At 35.3% G+C, this 14,203-nt stretch carries 14 protein-coding genes; 12 read left to right on the forward strand and 2 right to left on the reverse strand.

The genetic code is table 11. The features are described from left to right. The first annotated feature begins 13 nt into the window (after window positions 1-13). Genes EGI05_RS06035 through EGI05_RS06045 form a run of 3 tightly spaced genes read left to right on the forward strand, consistent with a single transcriptional unit; the run spans window position 14 to window position 1,417 of the window. On the forward strand, window positions 14-526 hold the full coding sequence (locus tag EGI05_RS06035) for a ribonuclease domain-containing protein (RefSeq protein WP_123262585.1): 513 nt from the start codon (window positions 14-16) through the stop codon (window positions 524-526). Next, the gene (locus tag EGI05_RS06040; RefSeq protein WP_123262584.1) at window positions 513-1,130 is read left to right on the forward strand and encodes a matrixin family metalloprotease; all 618 of its coding nucleotides are present in this window, start codon (window positions 513-515) and stop codon (window positions 1,128-1,130) included. Before EGI05_RS06035 ends, EGI05_RS06040 begins: the two co-directional genes overlap by 14 nt. Then, a complete protein-coding gene (locus tag EGI05_RS06045) occupies window positions 1,127-1,417 on the forward strand; it encodes a barstar family protein (RefSeq protein WP_123262144.1) in 291 nt (96 codons plus the stop codon). The genes EGI05_RS06040 and EGI05_RS06045 overlap by 4 nt, the downstream gene beginning before the upstream one ends. Before the next feature lie 69 nt (window positions 1,418-1,486). Here EGI05_RS06045 and EGI05_RS06050 read toward each other — a convergent pair whose 3' ends face one another. Next, entirely contained in the window at window positions 1,487-2,788 is a 1,302-nt protein-coding gene (locus EGI05_RS06050) for a T9SS type A sorting domain-containing protein (protein ID WP_123262145.1), read from the reverse strand. 771 nt (window positions 2,789-3,559) lie between these two features. On the opposite strand from EGI05_RS06050, the gene EGI05_RS06055 reads away from it, so the two are divergent. Further along, the gene (locus tag EGI05_RS06055) at window positions 3,560-5,161 is read left to right on the forward strand and encodes a helix-turn-helix domain-containing protein (protein WP_228428559.1); all 1,602 of its coding nucleotides are present in this window, start codon (window positions 3,560-3,562) and stop codon (window positions 5,159-5,161) included. After that, window positions 5,158-6,291, forward strand: a complete 1,134-nt coding sequence (locus EGI05_RS06060; protein ID WP_123262147.1) for a tetratricopeptide repeat protein — start codon at window positions 5,158-5,160, stop codon at window positions 6,289-6,291. Before EGI05_RS06055 ends, EGI05_RS06060 begins: the two co-directional genes overlap by 4 nt. 38 nt (window positions 6,292-6,329) lie before the next feature. Here the strand turns inward: EGI05_RS06060 and pafA are convergent, their stop codons facing one another. Beyond that, the gene (gene pafA / locus EGI05_RS06065) at window positions 6,330-7,976 is read right to left on the reverse strand and encodes an alkaline phosphatase PafA (protein WP_123262148.1); all 1,647 of its coding nucleotides are present in this window, start codon (window positions 7,974-7,976) and stop codon (window positions 6,330-6,332) included. Window positions 7,977-8,103: 127 nt separating this feature from the next. On the opposite strand from pafA, the gene EGI05_RS06070 reads away from it, so the two are divergent. The 7 genes from EGI05_RS06070 (at window position 8,104) to EGI05_RS06100 (ending at window position 14,152) form a co-directional block, all read left to right on the forward strand. Continuing rightward, the gene (locus EGI05_RS06070; protein WP_123262149.1) at window positions 8,104-8,637 is read left to right on the forward strand and encodes a GNAT family N-acetyltransferase; all 534 of its coding nucleotides are present in this window, start codon (window positions 8,104-8,106) and stop codon (window positions 8,635-8,637) included. An 85-nt stretch (window positions 8,638-8,722) separates the two neighbouring features. Beyond that, window positions 8,723-9,307 (forward strand): TetR/AcrR family transcriptional regulator, encoded by a 585-nt coding sequence (locus EGI05_RS06075; RefSeq protein WP_123262150.1) that lies wholly within the window; start codon window positions 8,723-8,725, stop codon window positions 9,305-9,307. Between the two features lie 67 nt (window positions 9,308-9,374). After that, window positions 9,375-10,112, forward strand: a complete 738-nt coding sequence (locus EGI05_RS06080; RefSeq protein ID WP_123262151.1) for an SDR family oxidoreductase — start codon at window positions 9,375-9,377, stop codon at window positions 10,110-10,112. Window positions 10,113-10,312: 200 nt separating this feature from the next. Then, window positions 10,313-11,284: an SDR family oxidoreductase gene (locus EGI05_RS06085; protein ID WP_123262152.1), complete on the forward strand. Its 972-nt coding sequence runs from the start codon at window positions 10,313-10,315 to the stop codon at window positions 11,282-11,284. A gap of 43 nt (window positions 11,285-11,327) precedes the next feature. Beyond that, window positions 11,328-12,122 (forward strand): helix-turn-helix transcriptional regulator, encoded by a 795-nt coding sequence (locus tag EGI05_RS06090; RefSeq protein WP_123262153.1) that lies wholly within the window; start codon window positions 11,328-11,330, stop codon window positions 12,120-12,122. A gap of 164 nt (window positions 12,123-12,286) precedes the next feature. After that, window positions 12,287-13,189 (forward strand): NmrA family NAD(P)-binding protein, encoded by a 903-nt coding sequence (locus tag EGI05_RS06095; protein WP_123262586.1) that lies wholly within the window; start codon window positions 12,287-12,289, stop codon window positions 13,187-13,189. 42 nt (window positions 13,190-13,231) lie between these two features. Beyond that, window positions 13,232-14,152: a helix-turn-helix domain-containing protein gene (locus EGI05_RS06100; protein ID WP_123262154.1), complete on the forward strand. Its 921-nt coding sequence runs from the start codon at window positions 13,232-13,234 to the stop codon at window positions 14,150-14,152. Window positions 14,153-14,203: the final 51 nt, after the last annotated feature.

Genomic DNA, 14,203 nt, shown 5'->3' on the forward strand with positions numbered 1-14,203 from the left:
TTATAAACTTATGATGAACAGTAAATCGAGGCCATTGTTTTTTGCTCTTGCCGGACTTCTTTTAGGAATGTTGGTGATGTATCTTATGAATAATTTCACTATTGAAAAGAAAAACAATACCAATAACACAAAGTCCGAACAGGTAAGTTATGGAAGTACAGCTTCTGAAGAAAATAATATTAATACTTCGGACCAACAGTCCATTGACCAACTTACCGAAGAAAAAAGGGTAATTAGTTATGTAAAACAAAATCATAAGCTCCCTGATTATTACATTACCAAAAACGAAGCAAGGAGACAGGGCTGGAACCCATCCCAGGGAAACCTCTGTGAAATATTGCCGGGAAGAGCCATTGGCGGTGATAAATTCAGTAACAGAGAAGGAAATCTTCCTAAAGGAGAAAGATATTTTGAAGCTGACGTCAATTATAACTGCGGAAACAGGAATGCTGACCGTATTGTATTTACGGAAGACGGTGATGTTTACCTTACCAAAAACCATTATAAGAGTTTTGAAAAGCAATAACCTTTATTTACTTTTCCTATATTTCGGATTATTTGTTTCCTGTACTGAAAAAAAACATACAACAGTAACGGGAAATAATTTTATGACCATACTGGTTCAGCCTTTTAAGGATATTAAACCTGAAAATGTTGCATTTGTTGCCCAGGAGATTAAAAAAGTATATCCGAATGTACAAGTTCTTAAGCCTATAGATTTTCCTGACAATGCTTATTATAGAGAACGAAACCGCTACAGGGCTGATTCCATCATCAAGTTTTTGCAGGAAAAAACCAAGCCTGGTTATGTCACTGTTGCGCTTACTTCAAAAGATATCAGTGTCACTAAAGGAAAGGTCAAAGATTTTGGGGTAATGGGACTAGGATACAGACCCGGAAGAGCTTGTGTTGCTTCTCAATTCAGGCTGCATAAAGAAAATTCCAATGAACAGCTTTTTAAGGTAGCTATTCATGAATTGGGCCATACACAAGGGTTGAAGCATTGTGCTGATAAAACCTGCTTTATGAGAGATGCGGAAGGAAAAAACCCTACGAATGAAGAAATAGACTTTTGTAAACAATGTAAAACCTTTTTACTACATAAAAACTGGAAATTCAATTCAATATGAGAACAATATATATAGACTTTACAGATATAGGCGATTATGAAGATTTTTATACCCAGCTGAAAGAAAAACTCACCCTTCCGGAGCATTTTGGAGATAATCTTGATGCCTTATATGATGTGATTACCGGCGAGCTGGAAATGCCGCTTCATATCGAATTTGTGAATATGAGTGTCGATCAGCTTGAAATTTTTGAGGATCTGCTGACCACTTTGGAAGATGCGGAAGAAGAACTTGAAAGCTTTACCTTTACATATTACCTAGAACAATACGAAGACGAGGATGAATAATTAATTATGATAGCAATAAAAAAACTCGCAGAATATCTGCGAGTTTTTTTATTGTTTTTAAAGTGTCTATTATTGTTTAATGAATTTCAAGCTTTGCGCCTTTCCTCTTACAGAAAATTCCAATATATAATTTCCTTTAGGCAGAAAGGAGACATCCAACTGATCTTTCACCGTATCGAATGATCTTATTTTTTGTCCGACCATATTGTAAATTCCGGCTTTCTCTATTTTTCCGGTTCCCTTTATGTAAAGAATATCTTTTACGGGATTAGGATAAATGGATACGTCGGTATTTTGCCTCACTCCTTCTTGAGTAGAAAGATAAGTTGTCAGGTCAAGATAAAATACTACTAAACTATTATTAGATGTATTCACACCCATACCTGCTATTTTTTTTCCATCAGGTGAAATAGCCGTAGGTAAAGACATTTTTACATTCAATGTATTAATACCCAGACTTGCAGCATAAGCATTTAATTCAACACGTCCTCCTGCCGGTGTCCAAATGAATCCTTCTCCTGTCGTAGGCGGACCCGGAAAATTTCTATAATAACCTATCACTGTATTTCCATCTGCTGAAACGCCCGTAGCTCCGCCTCTGAAAAAAGATCCCGCATTTGGATGCGTGATATACGTTAAACCTGTGGAAGCGTTCCAAACATATGGGTTAGGCAACCCTTGCCCTATAATGGTATTGCCGTCTGAGGAAGCCGCTGAAGCCTCTCCCACCAGATTGCCACTATTATCTGTAATATAAGATTCTACTCCATTTACCCATTTGGCGCCTCTTCTGCTTCCGTTAGCGTCATCCTGCCACCCAACAATCACCGAGCCATCAAAGCTGGCACCATTGGCTCTGGAACTTCTTCCAGCGACAATGCTACCTAAATCGGTCATGGTTCCTGATTGCCATTTTACGGCATGGGCAGTGCCTGCTGAGATCCAACCTAGTCCCATTACAACGTTTCCATTTCCTGATATTCCCCATGCAGAACCTGTATTACCTCCTGAAGAAGATCCAAGGCTTCCTAAATTAGTCCAGGTAGAAGATGGAATATCATATAAAGAAATCTCATTCATTGCCGTGGCCTGATTGGTCATAGTGGAGGATATTTTTCTTCCGTCATATGAGATTCCGCTTCTTCCCGCGCCGGAGCCAGCAGTAATAGCTCCAATCTGTACCAATCCACCATTTACATCCCACTTATAAGCTATTCCACCTGATGTTTGTATCGCAACAACTCCATTATTAGAAACTCCTCCCGGTTCAAGACTCCCCGATGTAATAATTGTTAATTGGGCATCTAAAGCTGTAAAATTCACCAGAAAAAAAGCAGCTAATGCCTTAAAAAAAATGTAATTTCTTTTCATAATGTTCCTTTTTAAGTTATCATAATTATCAGGAACTATATTAACACTATAATCTTTTCAAAAAATGAATAGGATTATGTAATTCATGAAATTTAAAAGAATCAATCTTTCATAATTCTTGAAATTAAGAAATAAATCAAACATAAACAACTGAAAATCAATATATTTTATAAATAAAACAAATCAACAATAATTTGCGAGTTTTAGATAGGTTTACTATAATCTCACTAATATTATCCTGAAAACATCTCCTTAACCAACATTATAAAAAACAAAACTCGCAGAAACCTGCGAGTTTTTGGTCAAGTCTTTGAAATTAAAGTGTGCCTAATTTTATTTTACTGTTTTATGAATTTAAAATTCTGTGAATCTTCCCCTTTCACAAAAAATAATACATAGCTCCCGTTTAACCGGGACAGATACATCAATCTGATTGTCATCAGAACTGAAAGATCTATTTTTGACTGACCATTGTAATTTAACTTCTAACTTTTACTGTATGTGGAATATGTATATGATTTCAAATAAATTAATCTATTCATAAGAAAGTCACTAAAAATTTGTATCTTTTCTATGGTTAGATTTGATTTTAACATTTTCAATTGCCGGGAACAATATTAATATTATATTTACCTTTTTGAAAGTATTTGACTTGCATAATTCGGGAAATTTAAAAGAACTGAAAACTTAAAATCCTAAATAACAACCACATGCAAAAAATCAAATATTGAAAATGAAACGTACCCAAACCGGAAAAACAACAGCAAAAAATTGAATTATTATATTCGAATGCCTCAGAAAAGCGTCTCAATATTATTTATTCTTCTCTATTCCATTTTTATTAATGGACAGTCAGGTCCCGATTTCAATATTTTACTGGATAAAGCTTTTCAAAAATTGTATCAGGATCCGGATGACTGCATTAATTATTCTCAAAGTTTATTGATCAGCGATCAAAATATTGAGCATAAAATCATTTTACAGAATATTATTTCGCAGGCTTATGCCATGAAAGGAGATTATGTGCAATCTGTGAATGTTTCCACTCAAAAGGAAGTCTACGAAGAAAAAGACAAACTTTCCTATTTTATGCAGGTGTTTGGAGATTATGATCTTGCAGACCAATATCAGAACTTAGATCTGTACGATCAGTCACAAAGAATCATTTCTGATTTATTAGCTAATAAAAAGTTGCTAAAAAGCGAAGATCCTAAACTTAAAATTACCGTAGCAGAACTTTATCAGCTTCAAGCCATCAATTTCGGAATCAACCGGAATTATCCTTTAGCCATAGAAAACCTCCAAAAAAGTAATCAATATATTGACAATCATAACGAAGAAAATAGAATCATCAGCACAGAAAACAAGATTTTTTATTCTTCCTATCTATTGAAACAAAATAAGTTAGAGGAAGCCAGAAAATTAATCGAAAACGTGATTGTACATCTGGAAAAAAAACAGGAACAGCCATTTTTATCAGCTTTAGCTTATGAAAATTTCTCCAAATATTATTTTCTAAAGGAAGATTACAACAAAGCCGTTGAAAATCTGGAAAAAGGCCTTGCCAAGATTGAGAAATTACCCTACAATTATCTAAAGGCTAAAATTTATGAATCGCTTTCCAAAAACTATTTTGCACTGCATAATGATGAAAAATATTATGAATATAATAAGCTGTATTCAGAACTAAAAGCAAAACTAGATTCCAATAATAAGGAAGGAATACGATACATCATTAAGTTGGTGGAAACCAATCAGAACAAAAATATTGAATTTCAGAAACAGAATGAACAGAAAAAAATCTGGACTTTAGCATCTGTATTTCTTTTGATGATCACGCTTTCAGTTATTTACTATTTAATTGAAACCCGCCGTAAAAAGGACCTTAAAAAACAGTTTGAATTTTTTGCAAAACAAAAGAATAGGATCCAAGCCACTCCTGTATATTCTCCCGACCATACTGTAGAAGTTGTTCAGACAGAAAAGATTCCGGAAAATAATAAACTATCAAAGGAAAAAGAATTTGAAATATTACAGAAGCTTAATGAATGGGAGAAATCTGATCTCTATCTGAATAAAAATATGTCTCTTTCTACACTTTCTGCACAAATGGGGATTAATACAAAATACCTTTCAGAAGTTATTAATAACAGTAAAGGGAAAAACTTCAACGGATATATTAATGAATTAAGAATAAACCATATTGCTCATTTATTAAAGACCGATCCTACTTATCTTAATTATAAGGTGAGCTATCTTGCGGAGTTTTCAGGATTTTCATCCCATAGTGCTTTTACAACGGTATTTAAATCCGTTACAGGCATGTCACCCAATGCTTATATTCAGGAAATCAGTAAAAACAGAGTCTCATGAAGTTAGTGTTAACCATTATTATAGGTATTTTTTTCATCTGCCAGCCTTCATTGTACGGACAGAAGATCTCTGATGATTCTCTATTGAAAAAAGCCCGCCTGGAAATTTACGACAATCCTGATCATACGATAAATATTGTAAAAAAACTGCTTGAGAAAGAGAATGATATCAATAAAACGCTGAGTCTGTACACGCTTTTGTCAACTGCCCATATCGCTAAAAGAGATTTTGACACCTCTCTTCAGTATATCTTAAAAGCAAAGGAATTATCTCAAAAAACCAATGATCTTAAAGTACAAACCAGTATATTGATCTCTATTGCAATACAATATCAGCAAATGCAGCTTTTCAGCAAAAGCCTTGAAACATTGAATGAGGCAGATGAATATTTGAAAAAGTTACCGGAAGACAGCCACGAAAGACATACTGAGACCGCCAGGAGTTATGCTATTCGCGGAATGATCTATAAGAGCCAATGGAATTCTGAAATCGCGTTGGAAAAATTTCAAACATCCATTCAAAACTTTGAAAAAGTAGAGAAGAAACAAAGCACTTACGCTAATATGAGTGTGGTCTACTATAATATCGGTTATTGCTATTTAAATTTATTTCAAAGAGAGAAAGCAGAAGAAGCATTCAACCAATCAGCTGACTACGCCAGAAAGGCAAAAGCCAAAAGTCTTGAAGCCTTCGCATTAAAAGGAATGGCCGAAGTATACAAACAGAAACGTGAAAACCAAAAAGCTTTAGATTTATTAATCAATGCCGGCAATCTCAGCAAAAATACGGGTGACATTATCCTTAATGAAGGCATCTATAAAGAAATGGCAGATAATTATCTTGCCATCGGAAATAGTGCCCAATATCAGCATTACAATAAAAAGCATTTTGAAATGCGTTTCAAAAGGGAGCAGAATGAACTGAATTCTATCAATCACATCATTAATAATCACAATAAAGAAACATTGAAGAAAAGCCAGGAGATCAAAAGTAAATACCGTACACTTACGATTGCCTGTATGGGTGCTGGAAGCATTATTATAGCCCTGCTTTTATATCTTATCCTGAAAATAAGAAAGCAAAACAGAAAATACCAGAAAGAAATTCAACAGCTGATAAGATCATCATAAAAAAACATTCCTCTCTGAGGAATGTTTTTTTAATATCATTATTTTCCAATGACCTCGGTGATCGGATTTCCGACATTCCCGCTTGGAAACTGTATCTTTAATAAGGAGGAAACTGTAGGGGCAATATCTGTCATATTATATGGTTTATTGCTTTCTCCGTGCTGGATTCCCCATCCCATAAATATTAATGGAATATGAGAATCATAAGAATTCCAAACACTGTGTGTAGTTCCCGTTTTAGAATATGGCGGAAGCATAGAATCATGGGAGATCAACTGAATATCACCACTTCTTTGCCTGTTGATCCCATTGATGATCCTTTGCTTGATCGGTTCCGGAATCGTAGCTTCCTGAACTTCCTGCACAGAAACAGCATATAGAACGGTAGGATCTTTTTCCAGCTCACGAATGGTGAAATCTCTCAGATCATCCAGCTCTATTTTATTGTCTTTCATCAATTTTCTATCAAAATAAATCTGGTAATTATCTACTGCATTGATCAGCTTATCCACCCCGAACTTATCTTTCAGCTTTTGATTAATATCTTTCTCCATTCCTTCCCCGAAAAATCCGGTTGTAATTTTATGTTCTTTCAAAAATCCTACGGAATGGGCTCCTCCATGATCTGCAGAAAGGAAAACTGTATACTCTCCTTTCCCGACTTTAGCATCCAAATAATTGAAAAATTGGGCTAGATCCTGATCCAGTCTTAAATATACATCTTCCACTTCAATAGAATTCGGTCCGAATTTATGACCCGCATAATCTGTAGAAGCTAAATTAATTGCTAAAAAGTCTGTAATATCATCTCCGCCCAATTTTTCTCCTTCTACGGAAGCTTCAGCCAATTTCAATGTCAATGTATTTCCGAAAGGAGTATATCGGATGTTATCTTTTTTCTCCTGATAGTCTTTTGCCAGGTTACTGTAAGGGAAAGTAGGTGTTTTTGCACTTCCTAAAAGGCCTTCCCAAGAAGAATTATCCGGAGAGCTTTCTGTATACTGATTAATAGGAAGTAAAGTATTCCATCCATTAGCAACTAATTGATCCGGAAGATTTTGGGAATTGAAAGATTTCAGCCATTGTGGCAAATCATTCATATACCATGTACTGGTGATAAAGTTTCCTGTAGAATCATCAAACCAGAATGCACCTGTTGGAGTATGTCCAGCGGGAAGAATGGAAGCACGATCTTTAAGGGAAACCCCAATTACCTTTCCCTGGAAATTGGTAGCCAGCCTCAATTCATCCGTTACTGTTGTAGACCAAAGATTTTTAGGTGAATGACTTCCTACTTTGGCATTAGTTGTTCCTACAGGCTGTACATTTTCATCTGTTGTACAATACACATTTTTACCTGTTTCCTTATCGGTCCAGTCGTTTCCGGCAATCCCATGAATGGCAGGAACCGATCCCGTATAAATACAAGTATGCCCTAAAGCGGTAACTGTAGGTACATAATTGATATGAACATTATTAAGAGAGTACCCCGTATTAAGCAGTCTTTTGAAACCGTCTTTACCATATTTATTATAATATCGGTACAAATAGTCCCATCTCATCTGATCCACTACTAAACCTATTACTAATTTGGGTCTTTCTAATTGAGAATTTTTATTCTTCTGAGCATTGATTGTAATCACAGACAAAAAGGTAGCTGCTGCAATTGAAATTTTCCTAAGCATCCGGTAAATTTTTATTGGTTACAAATTTACAGGTTTTGAAAGTTTTGCGATGTGAAATTTTATTTAAATTTGATTAAAACTATTCATGATTCTGTATTATAAGAAGTAATAATTGGAATGAAATTTCATGGAAATTAAAAAACTAAATAAGTTAACATATAATCCAACTCTGAATTGGGGGCTCAACGGTTACGAAACAGATAAGATATTTGTAATTACCGCTATTGAAATCGGAAATTCTTTTGAGTTTAATCTCAGAGAAAAAAATCAACATTACAGGAAAATTTGGGAAACCGACTCTCATGATATTGATGAGCTCAATGAAATTATTGAACAGGGACATTCCTTCGGTGCATTTGACAATGACGAACTGATCGGCTGGATCATCTGTGATTTCAGGGAATGGAACAACAGCCTTTTTATAGAGAATATGTTGATCAGTGAGAAATATAGAGGACAAAATATTGGAAGGCTATTAATCAAAAGCGTCAACCGCGAGGCCAGAGATTTACAATGCAGGATTGTTGAACTCGAAACTCAGAATACGAATTATCCAGCCATTCAATTCTATCGAAAAGCAGGTTTTCTTTTAACGGGCATCAATACCAAATTATACAACGATTCTACAGAAACCACTTTATACATGAGTTTTGAAGTATAATCGACAAAAACTATAAAAGATATTTGAATTTTTATTTTGTACCGAATGGTACAATTATATACCTTTGTCCTACCAAAATTAAAAAATGGCTGGAAGACCCAAAATATTCAATGAGCAGGAAGCAATCCAAAAAGCAACCGAAGTTTTTAGAAATAAAGGCTACGATACTGCTTCTGCAGACGAATTATTGAATGCCATGGGAATTGGGAAAGGAAGCTTTTATCTGGCATTTAAAGGTGGAAAACAAGAATTATATGTCCGTTCTATCAAACAATTTGCTGAAAGTTTTAACCAGAAAATTACAATGGCCATTGAAAGATCAGAAGATCAAATCGAGTTTATCCGGCAGTTTTTTTTAGCACTTGCCGATGCTGAAGATTGTGATATTGACAGAGGCTGTTATCTCGGAAATGCTTTGGTTCAGCTTTCTGAAAAGGATGAAGATATTAAAAAAATTACGGCAGAATTATTGAAAGGTTTACAAAAGATCTTTGCCAGAACCATCAAAAAAGCTCAGGAAAATGGGCAATTAAAAAATCAGGAAGATCCTGAAATCCTAGCTTGGCACTTAACCAATCTGTGGAACGGAATTCATGTTACAAGAAGAATGGAGAATTCTCCAAGAATCCTTCGTTCCATGATCGAAATGAATCTTAAGCCATTAGAATAAAAATTTTTACCATATTTTGTACCAAATAGTACAATATAAAATAATATAATTAATAAAACAAATTATTATGAACATTACCAATAACACCATTTTGATTACCGGCGGAGGTTCCGGAATCGGTTTAGAAATTGCAAAAGCTTTAAGTCCTGCTAATAGAATTATTATTGTCGGACGAAACAAAGAAAAATTAGATGCTGCCGCCAATGGTCTGGAAAACGTTTTCACCATTCAGGCTGATATTACGAATGAAACAGACGTTACCAGATTGTATGAAGAGGTAAAAACCACTTTCGGCGGGTTAAACATCCTGATTAACAATGCCGGTCATGCCTATGCCTACACTCTATCGGAAAATTCGGACATGTACAGCAAAGCAGTAGCTGAATTTACCACTAATTATTTTGCTCCGATCAGACTCACAGAAAAATTCCTTCCTTTATTAAAGCAACAAAATGAAGCAGCTATCGTGAATGTTTCATCCATCGTAGGTTTTGTGCCGGGCTCTCATGTTCCTACTTATTCAGATTCTAAAGCAGCACTTCATTCTCATACCAGACTGTTGAGATACGAATTGGCAAAAGACACCCATATAAAAGTCTTTGAATTGATGCCTCCATTAGTAAATACCGATCTTTCCGTTGAAATCGGAGGCAGGGAGAACGGTATTCCGGCTTCTGATGTAGCGAATGACCTTGTAAAAGCTCTTCGGGAAGATATTTACGAAATTCGCGTGGGAAATACGGAATTGATTTATAACAATTTCTTCTCAGCTACCGAAGGAGCTTTCAGTGTGATGAATAATTAAAATCCCGTCGTTCCTGAAAAGGAAGATTCCATATATTTTATTTGATCTCCCATGGGTTTCTTATGGGAGATTTTTTTCTTTTTATTCCAAGTTGAACAACAATTTCCACTCTGACCTCTACAACAAACAAAAATTGAACTTCACAACAAAACCCCTACTTCAAATATTTTCCAACTTTGCATTGTAAAATTTAAATAAAAATGGAAAATATAAAGAAAACCGTTTTGGTAACGGGAGGAACAGGATTTTTGGGAGTTCATACGGTTCTGCAACTATTACAGCAAGGTTATGAAGTGAGAACAACTCTACGCTCACTCTCAAAGAAAGACAGTATCATTAAAGCATTGGAAGAAGGAGGAATTACAGATTTCTCTCACCTTTCGTTTTTCGAAGCTGATCTTACCAGCGACAATAATTGGGACGAAGCTGTAAAGGGTTGCGATTATGTTCTCCACGTTGCATCACCTTTTCCAGCACAGGATCCTAAGGATGAAAATGAGCTCATCATTCCTGCAAGAGATGGAGCATTGCGAGTTTTAAAGACATCCCGTGATGCTGGTGTGAAAAGAGTGGTTTTGACGTCTTCTTTTGCAGCAGTCGGCTACAGCATTAAGATTGAAAACCATGTTTTCACAGAAGAAGACTGGACGGATGTAAATACAGCGCTTCCGGCCTATATCAAATCAAAAACCGTCGCTGAAAAATCTGCCTGGGAATTCGTTGAAAAAGAAGGCAACGGACTGGAACTGGCAGTTATAAACCCTGTTGGAATTTTCGGTCCTTCCATTGGTGGAATTACTTCAGCCTCACTTGATATAGCTGTTTCCAGCATCCTTAACGGAAACCTGGAATACACCCCAACTTTCACAATGGGCGTTGTGGATGTGAGAGATGTTGCGGATATTCACATTAAGGCCATGGTGAGTCCTGCAGCAGCCGGAGAGCGTTTTATCGCCACTTCAGACGGAGTCATGAGCTTCTATGACGTTGCCGAACTCTTCAAAAAGGAAAGACCACAGTACACTGCAAACATCCAGGAGCTAGAGCCGATCGGGAAAGAATTCTACAAGGAAATGTCTAATAAAAAAGCAAGAACAATTCTCAACTGGTATCCAAGAAGCCGCGAAGAGGCCCTATTGGCAAGCGCAGATAGTCTGATGGCAAATTCATAAATTTGTATAAAGACATTAGAAAACTGAAGCATAAGAAATTAAAATGAAATTCAACAATCTTCACTCCTGCCATTTAGGTCCCGAAATTTCTCCGGAGCAATTTATTCCGGAGCATTTCTTTTTGTTTCTGTTGAAAGGCTCAATGGTTTCGTATGACGGCTATAAACACTACAACATGAAACCCGGTGATTATTGTATTGCAAGAAAAAATCATTTGGTTCGATACACCAAATATAAAGAAGATGATCAGTTTGAAAAAGTAATCATCACTTTTGATGAAGCTTTTTTGAAGAAATTTCTGGAACGCCATCCTTATCAAGCCGAACCTATGGATAATGATGATTCTTTTTTATTCATTCAAGAAGATAAGCTGATCAAAAATTTTATCCAGTCTTTAGAGCCCTATTATAATGGAACTGAACAGTTGGACAGTGTTTTTGTTGATATTAAGCGTGAAGAATTGTTGATGATCCTATTAAAGAACAACTCCGATTTAAAGAATATTTTATTCAATTTTAATAGTCCGCATACAATTGATCTGGAACTTTTTATGAATCATAATTATAAATTCAATATCAGCCTGGAACGTTTTGCTTTTATGACCGGAAGAAGTTTATCCACTTTTAAAAGAGAGTTTAAAACAATTTTCAATACAAGTCCTGGAAAATGGCTGATGAACAGACGCCTTCAGGAAGCCTACTTTCTTCTGGATAAAGAACATAAAAGACCAACTGATATTTATGTTGATCTCGGTTTCGAGGATCTCTCCCATTTTTCTTATGTGTTTAAAAAGGAGTTTGGAGTTTCGCCTTCGGAGGTTGGAAAGTTTAAGGCTTAAGCTTAATCACAAAAGATTGATCATTATTTTGCAGATAAATAACATTGGTTTAAAAATCTTTGATTTTTATTCTTCTCTATTTTTTCGGCTACACAAAAAGTAGATTCGGCTACGTAGAACTTTCCTGCAATCCTGAACTTTGTTTCAATAAAAATTTAAACAAAATGAAAATTATTGTAACAGGTTCATTGGGAAATATCAGTAAACCATTAACAGAAGAATTATTGAGCAAAGGACATGAGGTAACAGTCATTAGCAGCAATGCGGAAAGGACATCCGATATTGAGACCTTAGGCGCGAAAGCCGCAATAGGAACAATGGAAAATGTAGATTTTTTAACCGAAACTTTCCGAGGCGCAGATGTTGTTTACGCTATGGAGGCCATTAATCATGGAGTTTTCTTTAATCACGAAATCGATTTTATTCAGGCTAATATTCAGATTGCTAAAAATTATAAAGAAGCTATTGAAAAATCGGGAGTGAAAAATATTATTCATTTAAGCAGTATTGGTGCCCATATGGAGAAAGGAAACGGAATTCTGGCCTTTCATTACGAAGTTGAGAAAATTTTAAATGAACTTCCTGAAGATGTTTCAATTAAATTTATGCGTCCGGTTGGATTTTATTACAATATGTATGCTTTTATTCCGACAATACAATCTCAAAATGCCATCATTCAAAATTATGGCGGCGATGAAAAAGAACCGTGGGTTTCACCATTGGATATTGCATCCGTAATTGCTGAAGAAATTGAAAAGCCTTTCAATGGAAGGGAAATCCGCTATATCGCAAGCGAAGAAATCTCACCAAACGAAATTGCAAAAACGTTAGGTGAAGCCATTGGAAAACCGGATTTAAAATGGCTTGAAATTCCTGATGAAGATTTACTGAATAATTTGACTAACGCAGGTATGAACCCGAAAACTGCAAAAGGTTTTGTAGAAATGAATGCAGCAAGAAAAGGTGGTATATTATATGACGATTATTTTAAAAACAGACCTGTTTTAGGAAGAATTAAGGTTAAAGACTTTGCAAAAGATTTTGCTAAAGCTTATCAAAACAGTTGATTTTTTTCTTTAAAACTAAAATCATTCCGCTAAATTTATCTAATGAAACAACCGGTTAGAATAAAAACAATTCAGGAGTTCCATCAATTTCGTGGTCTTCCGAAACCTCAGCATCCTTTGATTAGCATTGTGGATTACAGTGCGATCAAACATGATGCAGAAGCAAATGAACTGAGCTGGATCCTTGATTTTTATTCGATTTCCATTAAAAGAACATCCAATGCCAAAATAAAATATGGACAACAGGAATATGATTTTGATGAAGGAGTGATGTTTTTTATGGCCCCCGGACAAGTTTTTGGGGTAACTATTGATCCAGAGACTCACGAAAGAACAAAACATACAGGATGGATTTTACTGATCCATCCTGATTTTCTCTGGAATTCTTCTTTAGCTAAAAATATCAAAAACTATGATTTTTTTGATTACTCTGTCAACGAAGCTTTATTCCTTTCAGAAAAGGAAGAAATAATCCTTCATCGGATCATTGAAAATATTCAACAGGAATACCATTCTAATATTGATCAATTCAGTCAAAATATTATCATTTCGCAAATAGAAACTTTATTGAGTTATGCTGAACGCTTTTATCAAAGACAATTCATTACACGAAAAATTTCCAATCATAAAATCCTTGGTTCTTTAGAAAAGCTGCTGGATGATTATTTTAATAATGAAAATTTAGCTTCAAAAGGGTTACCTTCCGTTCAATTCATTGCTGAACAACTTAATGTTTCGCCAAGCTATCTGACCGGGCTCCTAAAAGTCCTGACCGGACAAAGCACACAGCAGCATATTCATGAAAAGCTTATTGAAAAGGCAAAGGAAAAGCTTTCTACAACTCAGTTATCCGTAAGCGAAATTGCGTATGAATTGGGCTTTGAGCATCCACAATCCTTCAGTAAATTATTTAAAAGCAAAACCGATCTTTCACCTTTGGAGTTTAGAAAATCTTTTAATTAATAGGTATCCAACACTTAAATTATTTAAATTTACCTTTCATTAAATCAATTT

The organism is Chryseobacterium daecheongense, from assembly GCF_003729955.1.
Classification (GTDB): Bacteria; Bacteroidota; Bacteroidia; order Flavobacteriales; family Weeksellaceae; genus Chryseobacterium; species Chryseobacterium daecheongense.